The organism is Pararhodospirillum oryzae, from assembly GCF_007992075.1.
GTDB classification, from domain to species: domain Bacteria; phylum Pseudomonadota; class Alphaproteobacteria; order Rhodospirillales; family Rhodospirillaceae; genus Pararhodospirillum; species Pararhodospirillum oryzae.
Genome location: NZ_BJZO01000049.1, coordinates 11,891 through 32,993 on the forward strand (window position 1 = coordinate 11,891; position 21,103 = coordinate 32,993).

Annotated in this window: 17 protein-coding genes; 16 read left to right on the forward strand and 1 reads right to left on the reverse strand. The window is 69.3% G+C overall.

Annotated elements, in window-relative coordinates; translation table 11 throughout:
* Positions 1-44 precede the first annotated feature (44 nt).
* From rsmH to lpxC, 16 genes are all read left to right on the forward strand, one after another.
* Positions 45-1,061, forward strand: coding sequence for a 16S rRNA (cytosine(1402)-N(4))-methyltransferase RsmH (gene rsmH, locus ROR02_RS09770; RefSeq protein ID WP_246135491.1), 1,017 nt, complete (start codon positions 45-47; stop codon positions 1,059-1,061).
* Positions 1,058-1,483: a cell division protein FtsL gene (gene ftsL, locus ROR02_RS17160; protein ID WP_246135488.1), complete on the forward strand. Its 426-nt coding sequence runs from the start codon at positions 1,058-1,060 to the stop codon at positions 1,481-1,483. The genes rsmH and ftsL overlap by 4 nt, the downstream gene beginning before the upstream one ends.
* On the forward strand, positions 1,480-3,276 hold the full coding sequence (locus ROR02_RS09780; protein ID WP_147163842.1) for a peptidoglycan D,D-transpeptidase FtsI family protein: 1,797 nt from the start codon (positions 1,480-1,482) through the stop codon (positions 3,274-3,276). The genes ftsL and ROR02_RS09780 overlap by 4 nt, the downstream gene beginning before the upstream one ends.
* Entirely contained in the window at positions 3,263-4,741 is a 1,479-nt protein-coding gene (locus tag ROR02_RS09785) for a UDP-N-acetylmuramoyl-L-alanyl-D-glutamate--2,6-diaminopimelate ligase (RefSeq protein WP_147163843.1), read from the forward strand. Before ROR02_RS09780 ends, ROR02_RS09785 begins: the two co-directional genes overlap by 14 nt.
* Positions 4,738-6,177: a UDP-N-acetylmuramoyl-tripeptide--D-alanyl-D-alanine ligase gene (locus tag ROR02_RS09790; RefSeq protein ID WP_147163844.1), complete on the forward strand. Its 1,440-nt coding sequence runs from the start codon at positions 4,738-4,740 to the stop codon at positions 6,175-6,177. Before ROR02_RS09785 ends, ROR02_RS09790 begins: the two co-directional genes overlap by 4 nt.
* Positions 6,178-6,209: 32 nt before the next feature.
* Positions 6,210-7,295, forward strand: a complete 1,086-nt coding sequence (mraY, locus tag ROR02_RS09795) for a phospho-N-acetylmuramoyl-pentapeptide-transferase (protein ID WP_147163845.1) — start codon at positions 6,210-6,212, stop codon at positions 7,293-7,295.
* 55 nt (positions 7,296-7,350) lie between these two features.
* Entirely contained in the window at positions 7,351-8,718 is a 1,368-nt protein-coding gene (gene murD, locus ROR02_RS09800; RefSeq protein ID WP_218032799.1) for a UDP-N-acetylmuramoyl-L-alanine--D-glutamate ligase, read from the forward strand.
* Positions 8,715-9,914, forward strand: a complete 1,200-nt coding sequence (gene ftsW, locus ROR02_RS09805) for a putative lipid II flippase FtsW (protein WP_147163847.1) — start codon at positions 8,715-8,717, stop codon at positions 9,912-9,914. The genes murD and ftsW overlap by 4 nt, the downstream gene beginning before the upstream one ends.
* A gap of 68 nt (positions 9,915-9,982) precedes the next feature.
* Positions 9,983-11,041: a UDP-N-acetylglucosamine--N-acetylmuramyl-(pentapeptide) pyrophosphoryl-undecaprenol N-acetylglucosamine transferase gene (locus ROR02_RS09810; RefSeq protein ID WP_147163856.1), complete on the forward strand. Its 1,059-nt coding sequence runs from the start codon at positions 9,983-9,985 to the stop codon at positions 11,039-11,041.
* A complete protein-coding gene (murC, locus tag ROR02_RS09815; RefSeq protein WP_147163848.1) occupies positions 11,038-12,477 on the forward strand; it encodes a UDP-N-acetylmuramate--L-alanine ligase in 1,440 nt (479 codons plus the stop codon). Before ROR02_RS09810 ends, murC begins: the two co-directional genes overlap by 4 nt.
* Positions 12,474-13,502: a UDP-N-acetylmuramate dehydrogenase gene (gene murB, locus ROR02_RS09820; RefSeq protein ID WP_147163849.1), complete on the forward strand. Its 1,029-nt coding sequence runs from the start codon at positions 12,474-12,476 to the stop codon at positions 13,500-13,502. The genes murC and murB overlap by 4 nt, the downstream gene beginning before the upstream one ends.
* Complete coding sequence (locus ROR02_RS09825) at positions 13,499-14,413, forward strand: D-alanine--D-alanine ligase (RefSeq protein WP_147163850.1); 915 nt, start codon at positions 13,499-13,501, stop codon at positions 14,411-14,413. The genes murB and ROR02_RS09825 overlap by 4 nt, the downstream gene beginning before the upstream one ends.
* Positions 14,414-14,484: 71 nt before the next feature.
* Positions 14,485-15,396 carry a cell division protein FtsQ/DivIB gene (locus tag ROR02_RS09830; RefSeq protein WP_407672624.1) on the forward strand — a complete coding sequence of 304 codons (912 nt, stop codon included), beginning with the start codon at positions 14,485-14,487 and terminating at the stop codon, positions 15,394-15,396.
* A 7-nt stretch (positions 15,397-15,403) separates the two neighbouring features.
* Positions 15,404-16,705 carry a cell division protein FtsA gene (ftsA, locus tag ROR02_RS09835; RefSeq protein WP_246135490.1) on the forward strand — a complete coding sequence of 434 codons (1,302 nt, stop codon included), beginning with the start codon at positions 15,404-15,406 and terminating at the stop codon, positions 16,703-16,705.
* A 143-nt stretch (positions 16,706-16,848) separates the two neighbouring features.
* On the forward strand, positions 16,849-18,942 hold the full coding sequence (gene ftsZ / locus ROR02_RS09840) for a cell division protein FtsZ (protein ID WP_147163853.1): 2,094 nt from the start codon (positions 16,849-16,851) through the stop codon (positions 18,940-18,942).
* A gap of 287 nt (positions 18,943-19,229) precedes the next feature.
* Positions 19,230-20,264, forward strand: a complete 1,035-nt coding sequence (gene lpxC / locus ROR02_RS09845; RefSeq protein ID WP_147163854.1) for a UDP-3-O-acyl-N-acetylglucosamine deacetylase — start codon at positions 19,230-19,232, stop codon at positions 20,262-20,264.
* 108 nt (positions 20,265-20,372) lie between these two features.
* Here the strand turns inward: lpxC and ROR02_RS09850 are convergent, their stop codons facing one another.
* Positions 20,373-20,936: a hypothetical protein gene (locus tag ROR02_RS09850; RefSeq protein WP_147163855.1), complete on the reverse strand. Its 564-nt coding sequence runs from the start codon at positions 20,934-20,936 to the stop codon at positions 20,373-20,375.
* Positions 20,937-21,103: the final 167 nt, after the last annotated feature.

A 21,103-nucleotide genomic window follows, 5' to 3' on the forward strand; every position in this document is an offset into this window, starting at 1 on the left:
CCGATCCCCACGGCACCGACGCCGAGGCCGGGCACATCCCGGTGATGCGCGCCGAGATCGTCGCGGCCCTGGCCGTGCGCGAGGGGGGGGCTTACGTGGATGGCACCTTCGGCGCCGGCGGCTACAGCCAGGCGATCCTCTCGGCCGCGCCGTGCCGGGTGTGGGCCATCGACCGCGATCCCGGCGCGATTCCCCGGGCCCGGGCCCTGGGCGCCCGGTGGGACGACCGCCTGGCCTTGCTGCCCGGCTGCTTTGGCGCCATGGACACGCTGCTGGCGGAACGGGGCATCGGCCTGGTGGACGGGGTGGTCCTGGACATCGGCGTGTCGTCGATGCAGATCGACCAGCCCGACCGGGGGTTCTCGTTTCGCCTTGACGGCCCCCTTGACATGCGCATGGGGGACCAGGGTCCCACGGCCGCCGATCTGGTCAACACCCTGGACGAATCGACCCTGGCCGACATTCTGTTCTTCCTGGGCGAGGAACGGGCCGCCCGGCGGGTGGCCCGGGCCGTGGTCGAACGCCGCGCCGAGGCTCCTTTTACCCGCACCGCCGAGCTGGCCTCCGTCATCCGGAGCGTTGTGCGCAAAAGCGCCGACGGGATCGACCCGGCCACCCGGTCCTTCCAGGCGCTGCGCATCGCGGTCAACGACGAGCTGGGCGAGCTGGCGCGCGGCCTGCGCGCCGCCGAGCGCGTGCTGGCCCCGGGCGGACGCCTGGTCGTGGTCTCGTTCCATTCGCTGGAAGACCGTCTGGTCAAAACCTTCCTGCGCCAGCGCGCCGGCCACGCCCAGGGCTTCAGCCGCCACCTTCCCCCCACCGCCCCGGGCCAGGAAGCCGAGCCAACCTTTACCCTGGTCGAACGCCGCGCCCTGGCGCCGTCGGCCGAGGAAGCCCGGCGTAACCCGCGCGCCCGCTCGGCGCGCCTGCGCGTGGCCGAACGCACCCATCGGCCGTGCCCCCCCTCTTCCCCCCCTGCCGCGGCCAAGGGCGTGCCCGGTTCCCTGGACGCGCTGTTTGCCGCCTCTCTTCTTTCTGCCCGCCCCGGAGAGTCCCGATGATCCGCGCCAGCCATCTTGTGTGGGGTGCCCTGATCATGTCGGTCGGCACCGGCCTTTTCCTGGTCGCCAACGAGGTCGGTGCCCGGGAAAAGGAACTGAACCGCCTGCACGCCGAAATCCGCCGCACCACCGAATCCATCCACGTCTTGCGCGCGGAATGGAGCTTCCTGAACGATCCGTCGCGTCTGGAGCGGCTGGCCGATGCCCACCTCGGCCTCAAGCCCGTGCGCCCTGATCAGTACGTGAGCCTGAGCCAGCTGCCCTACGCCCCCCTGGCCAGCGCCCCCGCGCCCGACGAGACCCCCGCGCTCGCGGCCCAGCCCACGCCCGCGCCCCGCGCCAAGCCGGCGCCGCCCCGAACCGTGGCGTCGCGCCCGGCCTTGCCCCAGCCCACCTTGGCAACCTTGGGAGGGGGACGATGATCGGTCCCTTCAAAACCCGCCGGCGCCCCTTCGCCTATCCGGGCGAGGAAATCCGTCTGACCGGCGACACCCCCAGCCCGCGCCCCACCCGCGAGCCCGACGCCAGCACCAAGGGGCTGGAAACCGGCCGCCTGCGCCTGCTGGTCACGGCCTGCCTGTTCGGCCTGGCCTTTTCGGTGATCACCGGGCGCCTTGTGCAACTGATGGTCCTGTCGTCCACCGGCACCAGCACCGTGGCCACCCCCAGCGAGGCGCCGCCCCTGGAGGCGCGCATGGCCCGCGCCGACATCGTGGACCGCAACGGCCTGGTGCTGGCCACCAACCTGCCCACGGTCAACCTGGTGGCCGACACCCGGGCCGTGCCCGAACGCGACCTGATGCGGGCGATCCGGGTGCTGCCGACCTTGTTTCCCGACCTGACCAGCGAGGAACTGGCCGATCGCCTGGTCCCCGGCCGGGCGTTTGTGTACCTGCGGCGCAACCTGACCCCCATCGAGCAGCAGGCCGTCAACGACCTGGGCATTCCGGGCCTGCATTTCGAGCGGGCCGAACGGCGTGTCTACCCCGCCGGGCGCCTGGTCGCGCATGTGGTGGGCGCCACCGACATCGACAACCAGGGCATCGCCGGCATCGAGGATGCCTTCGACGATCGGCTTTCTTCCTCGGAAAAGCCCCTGCGGCTGTCAATCGACCTGCGCTTGCAGCACGCCGCCCACCAGGTGCTGAGCGACGCCATCGATCATTTCGAAGCCATTGGCGGCGCGGCCCTGGTCATGGATGTCCACACGGCCGAAGTGCTGGCGATGGTCTCCCTGCCCGACTACGAGCCGGAAAAAATCGGCGAGGCCAGCGAGGACGCCCGGTTCAACCGCGCCACCCTCGGCGTGTACGAGTTGGGATCGGTTTTCAAGGTTTTCAACACCGCGCTCGCGCTCGACGCCGGCCTTCCCCTGACCGACACCTTCGACGCCGCCAAGCCCATCCGCATCGCGCGGTTCACCATCACCGATTTCCACCCGGAACGGCGCGCCTTGTCGATTCCGGAAATCCTCATGCACTCGTCCAACATCGGGTCGGCGCGCATGGCCATGGTGGTCGGGCCCGAGCGCCAGCAGGCGTTCTTGAAGCGCATGGGCCTGCTGGACCCGATCCCCTTCGAGCTCCCCGAGGTTGGCCGCCCGCTGGTGCCCCAGGTATGGCGCGACATCAACGCCATGACCATTTCCTTTGGCCATGGCCTGTCGGTGACGCCGCTCCACCTGATCACCGGGGTTTCCGCCCTGATCAACGGCGGCACCTTGCATCCCCCCACCTTGCTCAAGACCGACCCCGCCACCATGCCCCCGGGCCAGAAGGTGTTTAGCGAGCAAAACAGCATGCGGTTGCGTGCCATGATGCGTCTGGTGGTCGAGGGCGGTTCGGGCCGCAACGCCGACGTCGAAGGCTATTACGTGGGGGGCAAAACCGGATCGGCCGAAAAGCAGCTGAAGGGCGGCGGCTACGCCAAGGATTCCGTGCTGACCTCGTTTATAGCCGGATTCCCCATATCCGATCCCCAGTACGTGGTGCTGGTGATCTTGGATGACCCCAAGGCGGTCAAGGGTACCTATGGCTTTCGCACCGCCGGCTGGAACGCGACCCCGGCCGCCGGCCGCCTGATCGCCGAGGTGGCGCCTCTCCTGGGCGTCACCCCCACCCATCATTCGCCCGAGGGGCATTTTGACGCGACCGTGATCCGCCAGGTTGGTCTCAAGGTCGAGGACGGGGAGGACAAGCACCTTGCGGCTCGCTGACATCGGCACGCTTCTGGGATTGCCCCCGGTTTCCTCCGACCGGGCGTCGCTGGCCGTGGCCGGCTTGAGCGCTGATTCGCGCGCGATCAAGCCGGGCTGGCTGTTCGCGGCCCTGCCCGGCACCCAGGTCGATGGCCGCGCCTTCGTGCCCCAGGCCCTGGCCGCCGGAGCCATCGCGGTGCTGGCGCCCCCTGGCACGGACCTGCCGCCCGGCGCCGATGCCTGGCTTTTTGCCCACCCCGAGCCCCGCCGCGCCCTGGCCCGACTGGCGGGCGCGTTCTTCGCGCCCCAGCCGGCCCCGGTGGTCGCGGTGACCGGGACCAATGGCAAGACCTCGACCGTCACCTTCGCCGCCGCCTTGTGGCGGGCCCTGGGGCGGCCGGGCGCGACCAGCGTGGGCACCTTGGGCGTGCACGGGGCGGGCCTGGACCGGCCGGGCCGCCTGACGACCCCCGATCCGGTGGCCCTGCACGCCGCCCTGGCGGACATTGCCCGCGCAGGGGGCGGGCCGGTGGCGCTGGAAGCGTCGTCGCACGGGCTGGAGCAAGACCGCCTGGCCGGCCTGGTGGTGCAGGCGGCCGCGCTCACCAACATCACCCGCGATCACCTGGACCATCACGGATCCATGGAGGCCTACCGCGCCGCCAAGACCCGCTTGTTTTCGGATGTGCTGGTCGCGGGGGGCACGGCCGTGCTCAACGCCGACATCCCGGAAACGAGCGCCATCGAGGCCGTGTGCCGGGACCGCTCCTTGCGGGTGTTCCGCTACGGGGAAAACGGCGCCGAAATCCGCCTGCGCACGCGCACGCCCACCGCCCACGGCCAGGTCCTGGCGCTGGAGGTGCTGGGCCACGACGCCACGGTGACCCTGCCGCTGGCCGGTGCCTTCCAGGCCATGAACGCCCTGGCCGCCCTCGGGCTGGTGCTGGGCTGCGAGGACCGGCCCGAGGACATGGTGGTTCGGGCGGTAAACGCCCTGGAAACGCTTTCGGGCGTGCCCGGGCGGCTGGAAAACGTGGCCCGTCGCGCCAACGGCGCCGCCGTGTACGTGGACTACGCCCACACCCCGGATGCCCTGGAAACCGTGCTTCGCGCCCTGCGCCCCCACGCCACCGGACGGCTGGTGTGCGTGTTTGGCTGCGGCGGCGATCGCGATACCGGCAAGCGCCCGTTGATGGGGCGCCTGGCCGCCACCCTGGCCGACCGGGTGATCGTGACCGACGACAACCCGCGCTCGGAGGATCCGGCGGCGATCCGCGCCCAGATCCTGGCCGCGTGCCCGGGAGCCACCGAAATCGGCGACCGTGCCCAGGCCATTCGCGTGGCCGTGGCGGACCTGGCGGCGGGGGACCTGCTGGTGATCGCGGGCAAGGGGCATGAAACCGGCCAGACCGTGGCCGGCGTCACCCATCCCTTCTGCGACCGGACCCATGCCCAAGACGCGGTGGCGGAGGCCGACACATGACCCGGACCGCGCCCGTCTGGACGGCGTCCCAGGCCGCCCAAGCCCTTGGCGTGCCGCCGGTTGGCGCGTGGCAGGCGTCCGGGGTGTCGATCGACACGCGCACCCTGGCGCCCGGGGATCTGTTCGTGGCCCTGCCGGGAGCCCGGTCGGATGGCCATGACCACGTCGCGGCCGCCCTGGCCCAGGGCGCGGCGGCGGCCCTGGTCAGCCGGGTTCCCGACGGGGTGGACCGCAAGCACCTGCTGGTGGTGCCCGATGTCCAGGCGGGCCTGGAAGCCCTGGCCCGGGCCGCGCGTGCGCGCTTCCGGGGCAAGGTGGTGGGCGTCACCGGCTCGGTGGGCAAGACCGGCTCGAAGGACATGCTGGCCCTGGCGCTGGCCGAACTGGGCCGGGTGCATGCCACGCGGGGCAATCTGAACAATCACCTGGGGGTTCCGCTGACCCTGGCCGCGCTGCCGGCGGAAGCCGACCTGGCCGTGATCGAAATGGGGATGAACCATGCGGGGGAGCTGGGGCCGCTGTCGGCCCTGGCCCGCCCGCACGTGGTGCTGATCACCGCCATCGCCCCGGCCCACCTGGAGTTCTTCGACAGCGTCGAGGCCATCGCCGACGCGAAGGCCGAAATCCTGGACGGCCTGGAGCCGGGCGGGGCGGCGGTGTTCAACCGGGACAGCCGCCATTTCGAGCGCCTGTGCCGCCATGCCCGACGCCGGGGCGTGACCCGTATCCTGGGGTTCGGACGCCACATCGGGGCCACCGCCCGCCTGCTCGACGACGCCGTCGACGCCGAGGGCACGGCGGTGCTGGCCCTGGTGGGCGACGAAGCCCTCTCCTACCGGGTGGGCGTGGCCGGACGGCAGTGGGCCCAGAACAGCCTGGGCGTGCTGGGCGTGGTTCTCGCCCTGGGCCTGGACGTTGCCCGGGCCGCCCGGGGGCTCGCCTTGATGCAGGCCCCCGTCGGCCGGGGACGCCACACCGTGGTGCCCCTGCCCCAGGGCGGCACGTTCGTGGTCATCGATGAAAGCTACAACGCCAGTCCCGACAGCCTGGTCGCGGCGCTGACCACCTTGTCCTTGCTGCGGCCGGGACCGGGGGGGCGGCGCATCGCGGTTCTGGGCGACATGCTGGAACTGGGAGCACAAGGGCCGGCCTTGCATGCCGGCCTTGCCCGCACGGTCCTGGATCGCGGCCTCGATCTGGTTTATACGGCCGGCCCTCTCATGGCCCACTTGCACGCCGCCTTGCCCGTCCGGCAACGGGGAGATCACGCCCCCGATGCCGAAACCCTTGCCCCCGTGGTCCGGAACGCCGTGCGTCCGGGCGACGTGGTGATGGTCAAGGGCTCCCACGGATGTCAGGTCGGCCGCGTTGTCGCGGCTTTGCTGGCCATGACTCCCCGCCCTGGCGAGAGGGCCATCCCTCCCGCCGGACCCTGACCATCGCACCCGAGGAACCGGATCAGCCCCCGATGCTGTTTCATCTGTCAGCCCTTGCCGACCACGTCAGCGCCCTGAATGTCTTTCGCTACCTGACCTTCCGGGCCGGCGGCGCGGTGATGACCGCCTTGCTGGTCGCTTTTCTTCTGGGGCCGTCCCTGATCGAGTGGTTGAAGCGCAAGCAGCGCGACGGCCAGCCCATCCGCGCGGACGGCCCGGAAAGCCACCTGCTGACCAAGAAGGGCACGCCGACCATGGGGGGCGTGTTGATCCTTCTGGGCGTCGCCGTGGCCACCTTGCTGTGGGCCGACCTGTCCAACGGGTTCGTGTGGGCCGCCCTGGCCCTGACGCTTGGCTATGGCGCCATTGGCTTCGCCGACGATTACCTGAAGGTCACCAAGCGTAACACCAAGGGCCTGCCGGGCCGCCTGAAGCTGCTGGGACAGGTCAGCCTGGCCCTGGTGATCACGCTTTGGGTGATTTCCCTGGAACACGAATCCCAGTCCACCGCCCTGGCCATTCCTTTCTTCAAGGATCTTCTGATCAATCTGGGATGGCTGTACGTGCCGTTTGCCGTGTTTGTGATGGTGGGAGCCTCCAACGCGGTCAACCTGACCGACGGCCTGGACGGCCTGGCCATCGTCCCCGTGATGATCGCGGCCGCCGTGTTCATGCTCATCGCCTATCTGGTGGGCAACACGATTTTCGCCAACTACCTGCAAATTCAGTTCGTGCCCGGCACCGGCGAGCTGGCCGTGTTCTGTGGCGCCCTGGTGGGAGCCGCGCTTGGCTTTTTGTGGTTCAACGCGCCCCCGGCCCAGGTGTTCATGGGCGACACGGGTTCGTTGTCGATGGGCGGCGCCCTGGGGGCCATCAGCGTGGTCACCAAGCATGAAATCGTTCTGGCCATCGTCGGCGGCTTGTTTGTTCTCGAAACAATCTCGGTCATTGTCCAAGTAACAAGCTATCGGCTCACGGGCAAGCGGGTCTTCCGCATGGCTCCCTTGCATCATCATTTCGAAAAGAAGGGGTGGGCCGAACCCACAATCGTCATTCGCTTCTGGATTATCGCGCTTATCCTTGCCCTTGTCGGTCTTTCTACTCTCAAGTTGCGTTAGGAGACCGGAGGTGACCATAGCCAGCTACGCATACGCCGATCAGGATCTGGCGATCATGGGCCTGGGGAAATCCGGGATGGCGACGGCGCGCGCCTTGCTGTCCACTGGCGTGCGGATCCATGCCTGGGATGACAACCCCGCCCTGCGGGAAGCGGCCCGCCAGGAAGGGATCCCCCTGGCCGACCTGACCGATCCAAACGAAAAAGGGGTGAACTGGCACACGCTGCAAGCGGTGGTGTGGAGCCCCGGGATTGCCCACACGTACCCCCAGCCCCATCCGGTCGCCTCCCTGGCCCGCCGGCACGGGGTGCCGCTTTTTTGCGACATCGAGCTCCTGGTGCGGGCGCACAAGGACAGCTTTTTCGTGGGGGTCACGGGAACCAACGGGAAATCAACGACAACCGCCCTGATTCATCACGTGTTGAACGAAGCTCATCTCCCGACCGAGGTCGGGGGGAATCTGGGCTATCCGGCCTTGTCCTTGAAACCCCTGCCCTTCCACGGCACCTATGTCCTGGAACTGTCCTCGTACCAGCTTGAACTGGTGCCGTCCCTGGCCTGCGATGTCGCGGTGATGCTCAACATCACCCCCGATCACCTGGCCCGCCATGGCGGGATGGACGGCTACATCGCGGCCAAGAGGCATGTTTTCCAGACCGATGCCCGCCCCCAAACCGCGATCGTTGGCGTCGACGACGATCCCAGCCGGCAGATGTTCAATGCCCTCAGGAGACAAAGTCCGGGGCGGGTGATCCCGATTTCGGTGCGCATGGTGCCAACGGGCGGAATCGGGATCAGCGGGGGGCATCTGGTCGATGCCACGGAATCCCGCCCGCGCGCCGTGTTCGCCCTGGCCGAGGCTCCCACCCTGCCCGGGGCGCACAATGCCCAGAACATGGCCGCCGCCTACGCCGCCGCGCGGGCGCGGGGCGTGGACGCGCGCACCATCGCGCGGGCCTTTGCCAGTTTTCCGGGCCTCGCCCACCGCCAGGAGCTGGTGGCGACCGTGGACGGCGTGCGCTTTGTCAACGACAGCAAGGCCACCAACGCGGACGCCGCCGACAAGGCCCTGGGGTGCTACGACGCCATCTACTGGATTGCCGGCGGCCAGCCCAAGGAAGGGGGCATCGCCAGCCTGACCCCCCATTTCCCCCGCATCCGCCACGCCTTCCTGATTGGCCAGGCGGCCCCGGCCTTCGCGCAGACCCTGGCCGGGCAGGTGACCACCCACGCCTGCGAAACCCTGGATCGCGCCGTGGCCGAGGCGGCCGCCCTGGCCTGGCGCGAGGGATGCGAGAACCCCGTGGTGCTGCTGTCGCCCGCGTGTGCCTCGTGGGATCAGTTCCGCAGCTTCGAGCACCGGGGCGAAGTGTTCCGCGCCCTGGTCGGCGACCTGGCCCGAACCCGGGGAGGGACGCCATGACCTTCCGCGTCGTCACCGCCCCGGCGCCGCCCCCTCCGCCGCCGCCCGTGCCGCGCCCGGTGCAGGCCCCGGCGCAGACCTCGTTCACCCGCCTTGACACCAGCTTGCTGGGGCGGTGGTGGTGGACCGTGGACTGGGTGCTGCTGGGCGCGATCGGCCTGCTGATCGCGCTGGGGCTTTTGCTGATCCTGGCCGCCGGACCCCCGGCGGCCGGACGCATTGGCGCGGGAACCTACCACTTCGTTCAGCGACAGATCGTTTTCGTTCCGGTCGCCGTGGTGGTGATGCTGGCCATTTCGGTGTTGCCGGTGCTGTGGGTGCGCCGCTTCGCCGTGATGGCCTTTGCCTTTTTCATGCTGGCGCTGGTGGCCACGCCCTTCCTGGGGGCCAACGTCAACGGCGCCGTGCGCTGGATTCCGCTGGGCCCCTTTGCCTTGCAGCCGTCCGAGTTCATCAAGCCCACCTTCGCCGTGGTCGCGGCGTGGATGTTCGCGGCCGACCGCACCCAGGCCCAGTTCCCGGGCACCTTGATCTCCATCGGCCTGATGGCCCTGGTGGGGGCCCTGCTGGTGGCGCAGCCCGATTTCGGCATGACCATGGTCATTGCCTCGGTGTGGGGGACCCAGTTCTTCCTGGCCGGCCTGTCGCTGTTCTGGGTCGCGCTCCTGGCGGCGACGGGAATCGGGGGCGCGGTTCTGGCCTACCACGCGCTGCCCCACGTCCAAAGCCGGGTCGATCGTTTCCTTGACCCGGCGAGCGGAGATCAGTACCAAATCCGCCAGTCGATGAGAGCCTTCGTGGAAGGCGGATGGTTCGGCCGGGGTCCCGGCGAGGGTCGGGTAAAGCAGTACCTCCCGGACGCCCACACGGATTTCATTTTCGCCGTGGCAGGCGAGGAATTCGGTCTCTTTTTATGCCTCCTCATCGTTGCTCTTTTCGGGTTTATTATTGTCAGAGCCGCCGTTCGGCTGCGCCGGGAAACGAGTCTTTTCGTATTGCTGGCCGCGGGCGGACTTTTAACCCAGATCGGTTTGCAAGCGTTTATTAACATGGCCTCCAGCCTCAGCCTGATTCCCACCAAGGGCATGACCTTGCCGTTCATCAGTTACGGCGGATCGTCCCTGCTCTCCACCGCGCTCAGCATGGGCATGATCCTTGCGCTGACGCGCCGTCGCGCGCCGGGAGATCCGTTGTGAGCCCTTCCCTTCCCCTCGCGCCCCGGGCGCCCCATGTCGTGCTCGCCGCCGGCGGCACCGGGGGACACATGTTCCCGGCCGAGGCCCTGGCCGACGCCCTGCTGGGGCGCGGCGCGCGCCTGACCCTTGTCACCGATCGCCGGGGCGAGGCGTTTGGCGGCACCCTGGGACGCCTGGAAACCCGGCGCATCCTGGCCGGGGGCATCGCCGGGCGCGGCCTGGTCGGCCGGGCCCGGGGCGCGGTGGAACTGGGCCTCGGGCTGATCCAGGCCCTGGGGCTGCTGCGCCGCCTCGATCCCGACGTGGTGGTCGGCTTCGGGGGCTATGCCTCGCTGCCGCCGCTCCTGGCCGCGATCCGTCAGAAGCGGCCCACCGTGGTCCACGAGCAAAACGCCCTGCCCGGCCGCGCCAACCGGATGCTGGCGCCGCGCGTGAGCCGCTTTGCCGTGGCCTTCGCCCATGGCCAGGCCCCGGCCGGCATCACGCCGGTATGGACGGGCATGCCGGTGCGTCCCGCCGTGCTCGCCCTGCGCGACGAGCCCTACCAGCCGGCCGGCGCCGACGAGCCCTTCCGGCTGCTGGTCACCGGCGGCAGCCAGGGGGCGCGCGTGTTCTCCACCTTGCTGCCCGAGGCCATTGCCCTGTTGCCCGACTCCCAGCGCCAGCGGCTGCACCTGACCTTGCAAAGCCGCCCCGAGGATCTGGAAGCCGCCCAGGCCCGCGTCCAGGATCTGGGGCTTGCCGGGGTCGAACTCTCGTCGTTCTTCACCGACCTGCCGCGACGCCTCGCCCAGGCTCACCTGGTCGTGTGTCGCTCGGGGGCCTCGACCATGGGCGAGCTGGCGGTACTGGGGCGCCCGGCGGTGCTGATCCCCTACCCCCACGCCATCGATGACCACCAGACCGCCAACGCGCGCGGCATGGACGAAGCCGGCGGAGGCTGGCTGATGCCGCAAGGCCCCCTCACCCCCCAGGCCCTGGCCGAACGCCTGGAAGCCCTGATGAACGCCCCCGAGGCCCTGGCCCGCGCCGCCCGCTGCGCGCGCGCGGTTGGCGTGCCCGACGCCGCCGCCCGCCTCGCCGATCTGGTTCTGGCCACCGCCCGCACGCGGGAGATCCACTCATGAGAGCCCTTCCCCTGGACATCGGCCCCTTGCATTTCGTGGGCATTGGCGGCATCGGCATGAGCGGCATCGCCGAGGTTCTGCACAACCTGGGCTACCGGGTGCAAGGCTCGGACCTGAACGAGAACGCCAACGTCAAGCGGCTGCGCGATCTTGGGATCCCGGTTTCCATCGGCCACGCCGCCGCCCACCTGGGCGACGCCCAGGTGGTGGTGATCTCCTCGGCGGTGAAGCCGACCAACCCCGAGGTCATGGAAGCGCGCGCCCGCTTCCTGCCCGTGGTGCGCCGCGCCGAAATGCTGGGCGAACTGATGCGGTTGAAGTGGTCGATCGCCATCGCCGGCACGCATGGCAAGACCACCACCACCTCGCTGGTGGCCCAGCTTCTGGAAACCGCCGGCCTGGATCCCACCGTGATCAACGGGGGCATCTTGAACGCGCGCGGCACCAACGCCTACCTGGGCAACGGCGACTGGATGGTGGTCGAGGCCGACGAAAGCGACGGCAGCTTCGTCAAGCTGCCCGCCACCTTGGCCATCGTCACCAACATCGATCCCGAGCACCTGGATTTCTACGGCACCTTCGACCGGGTGCGCGAGGCGTTCCGGGCGTTCATCCACAACCTGCCGTTCTACGGCTTCGCGTGCATGTGCCTGGACCACCCCGAGGTGCAGGCCCTGATTCCCCAGGTCCAGGATCGCAAGATCATTACCTACGGACTGAGCCCGCAAGCCGACGTGCGCGCCGTCAACCTGGCCCTGGGTCCCCAGGGCGCCGTGTTCGACGTGGTGCTGACCGACCGTCAGACCCGGGCCCAGCGCACCATCGAAGGGATGCGCCTGCCCATGTACGGCCAGCACAATGTGCTGAACGCCCTGGGCGCGATCGGCATCGGGGTCGAGATGGGGCTGACCGACGCGGTGTTGCGCGAGGGGCTGGCCCGCTTCAAGGGCGTGCGCCGCCGCTTTACCCGCATCGGCGAGGCCGGCGGCATTACCGTCATCGATGACTATGGTCACCATCCGGTGGAAATCTCGGCGGTCTTGAAGGCGGCCCGCGACGCGACCACCCGGGGCGTGATCGCGGTGGTGCAGCCGCACCGCTATTCGCGCCTCAACAGCTTGTTCGAGGATTTTTGCACCTGCTTCAACGACGCCGACACGGTGATTGTGGCCGACGTGTATCCGGCCGGCGAGGCGCCGATTCCGGGGGCCAGCAAGGAAGCCCTGGTCGAAGGGCTCAAGGTCCACGGACACCGCGCCGTGCACGTGCTGCCCAATGCGGAAGCCCTGCCTGAAATGATCGCGGCCCTTGGCAAGCGCGGCGATCTGGTCGTGTGCCTGGGGGCGGGCTCGATCACCACCTGGGCGCAGACCCTGCCCGACCGTCTGGCCAAGGTTCTGCGCACCCAGCGCCAGGTGCAAGGGACGCCGTCATGACCCTGACCCCCGCCTTGCACGACAGCAGCCTTCGGGCGCGGCTCTCGGGATCCCAGGCCCTCGCGGCCCGGGCCCCGCTGGGCGAGCGCCTGCCGGCCACGCGCGGGCGGATCAGCCTGGGACGCGCCTTGTCGGGCATGACCTGGTTTGGCGTGGGCGGACCGGCCGAGGTTTTGTTCAAGCCCGCCGACCTTGAAGACCTGCGCGCCTTCCTGGCCGCCTTGCCGGCGTCCGATCCCCTGATGGTGATCGGGGTGGGATCGAATCTTCTGGTGCGCGACGGCGGGATCCCGGGGGTGGTCATCCGCCTGGGCCGGGCCTTTGCCGAAGTGCGCGTGGAAGGCGAGCATATCATTGCCGGCGCGGCCGCGCTGGACGCCACGGTGGCGCGGGTGGCCGCCGACGCGGGTCTGGCGGGTTTCGAATTCCTGGCCGGGATTCCGGGCACCCTGGGGGGCGCGGTGCGCATGAACGCGGGCGCCCACGGGCGTTGCCTTGCCGATCTTCTTGTTTCGGTGCGCGCGGTCAACCGATCCGGCCACTCCAGCACCCTAAGCCCGGATCGGTTAAGTCTCTCTTACCGGCACTGCGGTTTGCCGGAAGATTGGATTTTCACCGAGGTGACGCTGAAGGGCACGCCCGACGACCACTCAGCGATCGCGGCGCGCATGGCGGCGTATCAGTCGGTCCGGGCGGACAGCCAGCCCGAGCGCGCCCGCACGGGCGGATCGACCTTCGCCAATCCGCCCGAGGGCCCGCGCGCGTGGGAGCTGATCGACCGGGCCGGCTGCCGGGGCCTGGAACTGGGCGGGGCCCGGGTCAGCGACAAGCACTGTAATTTCCTGCTCAACACCGGGACCGCCAGCGCCACCGACCTGGAATCCCTGGGCGAACTGGTGCGCGAGCGGGTGCGGGCCACCAGTGGCGTGGATCTGCGCTGGGAGATCCGGCGCGTGGGCATCAAGGCCCCGGATTCCCTTCCTTCCGGCGACACGCGGGACAACACGACAGGAGACGCCTCATGAGCCGACCCCGGACGATCACGGTCTTGATGGGCGGCTGCTCCAACGAGCGCGCGGTCTCCCTCAACAGCGGGCAGGCGGTCAGCCAGGCCCTGGAGCGCGCGGGGTTCGCCGTGCGCCCCCTGGACGTCACCCATGACATCGGGGCCCTGATCGAAAGCCTGAGCGCCGATCGCCCCGACGTGGTGTTCAACGCCCTGCACGGGCGGTTTGGCGAGGACGGGGCGATCCAGGGGCTCCTGGACCTGATGGGGCTGCCTTACACCCACTCGGGGCGCCTGGCCAGTGCCGTGGCCATGGACAAGCCCACCGCCAAGCTGGTGTTCGCCGACGCGGGCATTCCGGTGGCTTCGCATGTGATCGCCGACCGCGCGAGCGTGCTGGCCGGCACCGCCATGGACCGGCCCTACGTGGTCAAGCCCCTGAACGAAGGCTCCAGCGTGGGCGTGACCATCGTCACCGAGGCCACCAACGATTTACCCTTCACGCGCGACGACTGGCCGTTCGGGGATCGGGTAATGGTGGAACGGTTCATCCCGGGGCGCGAGCTGACGGTCGCGGTCATGGGAGATCGTGCCCTGGGAGTGACAGAGATCACAACGGCCCGAGGGTTTTACGATTATGATGCCAAGTATATTCCGGGGGGATCCCGGCATATTATCCCGGCGCCGGTAGCACCTGAAGTAGCAAAAGAAGCAATGAGACTCTCCGTGATTGCCCATCAAGCGTTGGGGTGCCGTGGCGTTAGTCGGGCAGATCTCCGCTTTGACGGGGAATCACTTTTTATGCTAGAGGTTAATACTCAACCAGGAATGACATCGACTTCCCTCGTGCCCGAACAAGCCGCCCTGGCGGGGCTGTCGTTCGAAGCGCTCGTCACATGGATGGTGGAGAACGCCCGATGCGACCCCTAAGTGCCTCGCGCCCTCCCACGATCCCTTCCCGGTCCCGCGTCCGCCGCGCGAGGAATGCCGGAGAGGAAACCCTGGCCTTGCGCCCGGGCCGCCCCCTGGCCACCACCGTGACCCGGGGCAGCCTGGTTTTTCTGCTGGCTGGCGTGGCGGGCGTGGCCTTCCTGGGGATCCGCGCGCCGGCCCTCGTGGACTGGATTCGCTCCCAGCCGCCGGCGGCCATCGCGCTCGACACCACCACGGGCACCCCGGCCACGGCCCCATTCGCCGACGATGCCCTGGTTCTCGCGCAGATTTCGGTGGTGGGACGACGCCTGACCGACCCTTCCGACATCCTCGACGCCGTGGGCGTGCCCCAGGGATCTCCCCTGCTGGCCATTGACCCGGCGCGGGTGCGCGAACGCCTGGAAAAACTGCCCTGGGTTGCCGAGGCCCGGGTGGAACGACGCCTGCCCGATCACCTGCACATCGCGCTGCGTGAACGGGTGCCCATGGCTCTTTGGCAGCTGAACGGCACGTTCTCGGTCATTGACCGCGAAGGACGCGCGGTGCCGGTTGATCCCGCCGCCTGGTCGCATCTCCCCTTGGTGGTGGGCCCGGGCGCGCCCGAGCGCGCGGCGGCGTTGCTCGCGATGCTGTCGGCCCAGCCGAGGCTGGCGGGCAAGGTGGTGGCGGCAACCTTGATCGGCGAACGCCGCTGGAGCCTTCAGGTCGGCTCGCTCGAAAACGGCATCCTGATCCGCCTGCCCGAGACCGCCCCGGATCGCGCGCTGGCCGAGCTGGTCCGCCTGGATCACGAACAGGACCTGCTGGCCCGCGATATCGAAGTGATCGACATGCGCCTGCCCGACCTTCTGGTGGTCCGGGTCCGCGCCCATGCCGAGGAGACCGCTCCGAAGGCCGGAACCCCCGGCCGCAAGACCCTCACCCCGCAACGCGCCCGTCCCGCCGGCCCCGGAACCCGGACGAGAGGGCAGGATGCCTAGGGACGCCATGACCCGAGACACCACACCGCGCGCGCGCCGCAAGGAGCACCGTGCCACCCCCCCCCGTCGCCAGCGCGATGGCCTGGTGGCTGCCCTGGATGTTGGCTCGACCAAGATCGCCTGCCTGATCGCCAAGGAAGAAGAAGACGGTCACCTGCGGGTGCTGGGGATCGGCCATCACCGCTCGCGCGGGATGCGCGCCGGCCAGGTCGCCAACATGGACGACCTGGAACTGGCCGTGCGCGCCGCCGTTGACGCGGCCGAGCAGATGGCGGGCGAGCGCATCGGGCAGGTGGTGATCAACGTGTCGGGCGGACAGCCGCATTCGACCCGGGTCGACGTGGAAATGTCGATCGCGGGCCACGAGGTTCGCGGGTCGGACGTGCGGCGCATCCAGGCCTTTGGCCGTGAACAGCACACCGCGCTCGACCGCGAGCTGGTCCACTGCCTTCCCATTTCCTATGCCATCGACGGCGCGGACGGCGTTCTCGATCCGCGCGGCATGTTCGGCCAGACCCTGGGGGTTTCCATCCACCTGGTTTCGGCCGCCGTCGGGCCGTTGCGCAACCTGGCAACGGTGATCGAACGCTGCCACCTGGATATCGAGGACCGGGTGGTCAGCCCCTACGCCTCTGGCCTCGCCTGCCTGAGCGAGGACGAAAAAGCCATGGGCGTGACCGTCATCGACATGGGCGGCGGGATTACCTCGATTGCCGTGTTCAACGAAGGGCACGTCATCCACACCGCCACCTTGCCCATCGGCGGCCAGCATGTGACCAACGACATCATGCAGGGGCTCACCACCCCGCTGGCCGCCGCCGAACGGCTGAAAACAGTTCACGGCAGTTGCCTCTCCTCACCGTCCGATAACCGGGAGCTGCTGCGCGTCCCCCAGGTGGGGGACGACGAAGAGGCCAACGTTCACGAGGTTCCGCGCTCGATGCTCATTCAGATCATCCGCCCGCGCCTTGAAGAAACATTCGAATTGGCCCGAGCCCATCTCGACGCCAGCGGCCTGCGCAAGATTGGCGGGCGCCAGGTGATCCTGACCGGCGGGGCAAGCCAACTCCAGGGCATCCGCGACCTGGCCGAGATCATTCTCGACCGCCCGATCCGTCAAGGACGCCCGCAACGCATCCGGGGGCTGGCCGACAGTGTATCCGGTCCTGCCTTTTCCACCTGCGCCGGCTTACTGCGCTACGCGCTGCGCCACCAGGTGGAGACACCGGAATCCGATACGACGGCCGAGGACCTGGCCGGCGCCGGCCCCCTGGGGCGTTTCGCCCGTTGGTGGAAGGAAAACTTTTAGTAGTAGTATGTGGCTATATCGCAATTCCGGCGCGTCATCCCCCAGGGCGGTAAAGGGAGGGCGCGCGGACAAAAAAACCGGTCAAGAACTGGGGACTTGGCCCCCCCATCACGTCGATATCCAGTGACCCGGAGACCCAAGCCATGGCTCTTACCTTGAACATTCCCGAGGGGCCCGATACGCCCCACTTGCGCCCACGCATAACGGTGGTGGGTGTCGGCGGTGCCGGCGGCAACGCGGTCAACAACATGATCGAGGCGAACCTGAACGGCGTTGATTTCGTCGTCGCCAACACGGACGCCCAGGCGCTGAGCCATTCGCGTACCAGCCGTCGGATTCAACTGGGAACCGAAGCCACGCGCGGCCTGGGTGCCGGCGCGCGCCCCGAAATCGGTCGGGTCGCCGCCGAGGAAGCAATCGAAGGCATCGCCTCCGAGTTGCAAGGTGCCAACATGGTGTTCATCACCGCCGGCATGGGCGGCGGCACCGGCACCGGGGCGGCCCCGGTGGTGGCGAGCGTGGCGCGCGAGCTGGGCATCCTGACCGTGGGCGTGGTCACCAAGCCGTTCCAGTTCGAAGGCGCGCACCGCATGCGCCTGGCCGAAGCCGGCATCGACGAACTGGCCCAGTTCGTGGACACCTTGATCATCATCCCCAACCAGAACCTGTTCCACGTCGCCAACGAAAAGACGACCTTCGCCGATGCCTTCAAGCTGGCCGACGAGGTGTTGTACTCGGGCGTGCGCAGCGTCACCGACCTGATGATCAACCCGGGCCTGATCAACCTGGACTTCGCCGACGTGCGCACCGTGATGCACGACATGGGCCGGGCGATGATGGGCACGGGCGAGGCCGAGGGCGAACGCCGCGCCCTGGACGCCGCCGAGGCCGCGATTGCCAATCCGCTGCTGGAAGACACCTCGATGCGCGGCGCGCGGGGCGTTCTCATCAACATCACGGGCGGCACCGACGTGACGTTGTACGAAGTCGACGAGGCCGCGAACCGCATCCGCGAGGAAGTGGAGACCGAGGCGCACATCATCTTTGGATCCAGCCTCGACGACTCCCTGCATGGCCGCATCCGCGTTTCGGTGGTGGCCACGGGCATCAGCGCCGAAGCCATGGGACGCTCGGCCACCCCGGCCCCGCAGCAGCAAGCGGCCATGCCCCCCCCCGCCCCGGCAGCCCCGATCGTGGCCCCGGCCCGTTCCAGCGTCGAGACCCGCCCCGCCGCGGCCGCCGCCGCCACCAAGCCCGCCGGCACCGTGCGCCCGGCGTCGCGCGCCGTGCAGGCCGCCGTGTCGTCGCTGCGCGCCACCGCTCCGGCGCCCACGGGCGGCACCTACGGCACCCTGGCCAGCGGCATGGCGGCCGCCAGCGCCCCGGCGCCCCGCGCCGAGGCCCCCCGCGAAGCCGCCCCGGCCCGCGCGGCCAAGGGCGAGCAGTCCGTGCGGCTGCTGGAATCCCTGGTGCTGGAAGCCAACGCCAAGCGCGAAACGCACACCGCGCCGGCCCCGTCCCACTCCACGACCCTGAACGCGCCCACCCGGGCCACCCCGGCGCGGTCGCCGGCCAGCGCGCCGACCCTGCCGCTGGGCGCCCGCTCCGCCGAGATCAAGCGGCCGGTGGGCTCGCGTCTGTCGCGCGATACCTTCATCCCGCAGCCGCCCATGGACACCGGCGCGGCAGGGCGGGCGGCCCAGGCAGCCATGGCGGCGATCAAGGCCCGCGAGGCGCCGCGCTACGACATGCCCGCGCCCGCGCCGGTGATGGAAACCGATATCGCCCCCGAGGCCTATGCCGAGGAGCCGGCGCCCCATCACTCGGTGCCCCACCATCACACGACGGCCCATCACGCGACGATCGAGGAGCAGGCCCCGGCCGCGCCCGAGGCCGAGATGAGCGCGCCCGTTCCCCACTTCCCGCCCCCGCTCCCGGAACCGGCCCGCGTTCCCTTCCCCGCGAGCGCCAGCCGTCCGCAGGCGCGCGCGGCCCAGGCCGAGGAACCCGCCCCCGCTCCGGCCCCGGCCCCCGCCCCCGCCCGCGCGGAAAAGCCCAGCTTGCTGGCTCGCATCACCGGCCTGGGCAGCCGGGCCAGTCATCCAGAATCGCGCGAGGGCCAGCAGGCGCCCCTGATCGCCAAGCCGCTGAGCGCCGATCCCCGCGAGCGTCCCGTGTCGTCGCAAGGCGACGATCATCTGGAGATCCCGGCCTTCTTGCGCCGGCAGGCGAACTGATCCGCGAGTCCCCCGGGACTCGCGACAAACCCTCACCTTTTCCCAAGAGGGGCCCCCCCAGTGGCGGGCCCCTTTTCGTTGTGCGCACCAAGCCTCAGCACACGCTCGCAACATACTGCAACAATGATTGATTTGAGCCTTGGCCCCCATCCGCTTACAAGCATTCTCGAAGGCCCGCGCTTCTCAAACCCTCCCGGTGGGAGACAAGGGGAAGCGCTCCCTTCCTGGGGAAAACTCTCCCCAACGCCTTGGTTTTGCATCGCAATAACAGCAATGGGACGCGCGTCATGGACGGACTGAACTGGTGGGGCGACGAGCCCGCGGGGGAGGCACAGACCGACACGGATCGCGACGTTCCGGTGGTCGCCCTGGGAACAGCCTTGCAACGCACCATCAAAACGCCGATCAGCTGCACCGGGGTTGGCGTCCACAGCGGGCGCCCCGCCACCTTGACCTTGCATCCCGCCGCCCCCGACACCGGCCTGATTTTCCGTCGGGTTGACCTGGATGCCGAAACCGACCGCGACATCCCGGTGACGGTTGAACGGGTGGTCGATGGCCGTCTGTGCACCACGCTCGCCAACGACGCGGGCGCCCGGGTGAGCACGGTCGAGCATCTGATGGCCGCCCTGGCCGCCCTGGGCATCGACAACCTGGTGATGGACATCGACGGGCCCGAGATCCCGATCATGGATGGCAGCGCCGCCCCGTTCCTGTTCTTGCTGGAATGCGCCGGTCAAACCGTGCAGCCGGCCCCGCGCCGGGCGCTGCGGGTGCTCAAGCCCGTGCACATCAACGATGGCCCGGTTTCCGCCAGCCTGATGCCCGCCGAGCGTGGCCTGTCGATTTCCTTCGACATCGACTTCAAGGCCCGGGCCATTGGTCGCCAGTCCTGTCGCTTCAGCCTGTCGGAATCGGTGTTCCGCCGCCATCTGGCCCGGGCGCGCACCTTTGGCCTGCGCGAGGAAGTCGAGCGGATGCATGCCGCCGGCCTGGGGCTGGGCGGCTCGCTGGAAAACGCCGTGGTCGTCGATGACGACGTGATCTTGAACGAAGACGGCCTGCGCTACGAGGAAGAGTTCGTGCGCCACAAGGCCCTGGACGCCATCGGCGATCTGTACATGAGCGGCCGCCCGCTGATCGGGCGCTATCACGGGGTGCGCTCCAGCCACGCCCACAACAACATTCTGATGCGTGCCCTGCTCGCCGATCCCACGGCGTGGCGCCTGGAAACGGTGAGCGAGGACCAGCTGGGCCAGGCCGCCCCCGATGCCTTCCAGGCCCGGCACGAAGCCCTGGCGCCGACCCGGGCCTGCGCCTGAGTCTGTTTTCTTTCCGTCCTCCTCCCGCCTGCTTGACTGACCGGCCCCCGGCCTTTCCGGGGACCGGCCTTTTTTTCAGCCGGAGCATGAAAGGCTGGCGGGGGGCGTTTACCAGTCCCCGGGATGGAAGGTTTCCGAGCCGCCATGCACCGGCTTGTCGGCGCCCACCGCGACCAGTTCGGCCACGTCAAGCATCTGGGCCCCCAGCATCGCCCCCGTGAGCCGCACGCTCCGGTCGCCGGCGCGGATCAGCAGCACGCCGCCCAGTGGCTCCAGGGCCCGCCCCAGAATGCCGGGATCCTGGGAGCGCAGGCCTTCCATCAGATGAACGCTTTCCACATCCATCCACGGAAAGCGGATGTCCTGAACGGGAGGCACGAACACCCCCATCACCTCGCCCGGCACCCGGAACCGCAGGCCCGCGCGCCCCACCTCGATGCGCAAGACCGCGTGGCCCCAGGCCTGCAAGCCCATCCACACGGCGGGCACGAGCAAGGCCATCATCCACGCCGCCCCCGCCCCACCGCCGACCACGGGCAAGGTCAGGGCCAGGACTCCCAGCCCGGCGGCCGCGACCGCGTGCCCCCACACGGCCGCCCGCCGCCCCCGGATCTCCAGGGGATGAAAAGTCCCGATGGGACGACGAAGTGGACGGGCGGACCGGACGGGCATGGAAAAACCACGGGCAGGATTAGCGATCCTGAGCCAGCTCGGTTTCCGGCGGCCCCAGCAGGTGGCGCGACAAGCGCCGTTCGAGCAGACGCAGCAGGCGGGTAAGCAGCGCGACCAAAACCAGGTAGATGATCCCGGCGGTCACGAAGGCTTCGATCGGAGTGTAA

What these genes read in the sequence shown, in the direction of transcription:
- murD (WP_218032799.1), top strand. Translation starts at nt 7,351, where the DNA reads ATGGGCCTGGGGAAATCCGGGATGGCGACGGCGCGCGCCTTGCTGTCC.
- ROR02_RS09810 (WP_147163856.1), top strand. Translation starts at nt 9,983, where the DNA reads ATGTTCCCGGCCGAGGCCCTGGCCGACGCCCTGCTGGGGCGCGGCGCG.
- ROR02_RS09825 (WP_147163850.1), top strand. Translation starts at nt 13,499, where the DNA reads ATGAGCCGACCCCGGACGATCACGGTCTTGATGGGCGGCTGCTCCAAC.
- ROR02_RS09790 (WP_147163844.1), top strand. Translation starts at nt 4,738, where the DNA reads ATGACCCGGACCGCGCCCGTCTGGACGGCGTCCCAGGCCGCCCAAGCC.
- ftsA (WP_246135490.1), top strand. Translation starts at nt 15,404, where the DNA reads ATGACCCGAGACACCACACCGCGCGCGCGCCGCAAGGAGCACCGTGCC.
- mraY (WP_147163845.1), top strand. Translation starts at nt 6,210, where the DNA reads ATGCTGTTTCATCTGTCAGCCCTTGCCGACCACGTCAGCGCCCTGAAT.
- murB (WP_147163849.1), top strand. Translation starts at nt 12,474, where the DNA reads ATGACCCTGACCCCCGCCTTGCACGACAGCAGCCTTCGGGCGCGGCTC.
- lpxC (WP_147163854.1), top strand. Translation starts at nt 19,230, where the DNA reads ATGGACGGACTGAACTGGTGGGGCGACGAGCCCGCGGGGGAGGCACAG.
- murC (WP_147163848.1), top strand. Translation starts at nt 11,038, where the DNA reads ATGAGAGCCCTTCCCCTGGACATCGGCCCCTTGCATTTCGTGGGCATT.
- rsmH (WP_246135491.1), top strand. Translation starts at nt 45, where the DNA reads ATGCGCGCCGAGATCGTCGCGGCCCTGGCCGTGCGCGAGGGGGGGGCT.
- ftsW (WP_147163847.1), top strand. Translation starts at nt 8,715, where the DNA reads ATGACCTTCCGCGTCGTCACCGCCCCGGCGCCGCCCCCTCCGCCGCCG.
- ROR02_RS09780 (WP_147163842.1), top strand. Translation starts at nt 1,480, where the DNA reads ATGATCGGTCCCTTCAAAACCCGCCGGCGCCCCTTCGCCTATCCGGGC.
- ftsL (WP_246135488.1), top strand. Translation starts at nt 1,058, where the DNA reads ATGATCCGCGCCAGCCATCTTGTGTGGGGTGCCCTGATCATGTCGGTC.
- ftsZ (WP_147163853.1), top strand. Translation starts at nt 16,849, where the DNA reads ATGGCTCTTACCTTGAACATTCCCGAGGGGCCCGATACGCCCCACTTG.
- ROR02_RS09850 (WP_147163855.1), bottom strand. Translation starts at nt 20,936, where the DNA reads ATGCCCGTCCGGTCCGCCCGTCCACTTCGTCGTCCCATCGGGACTTTT.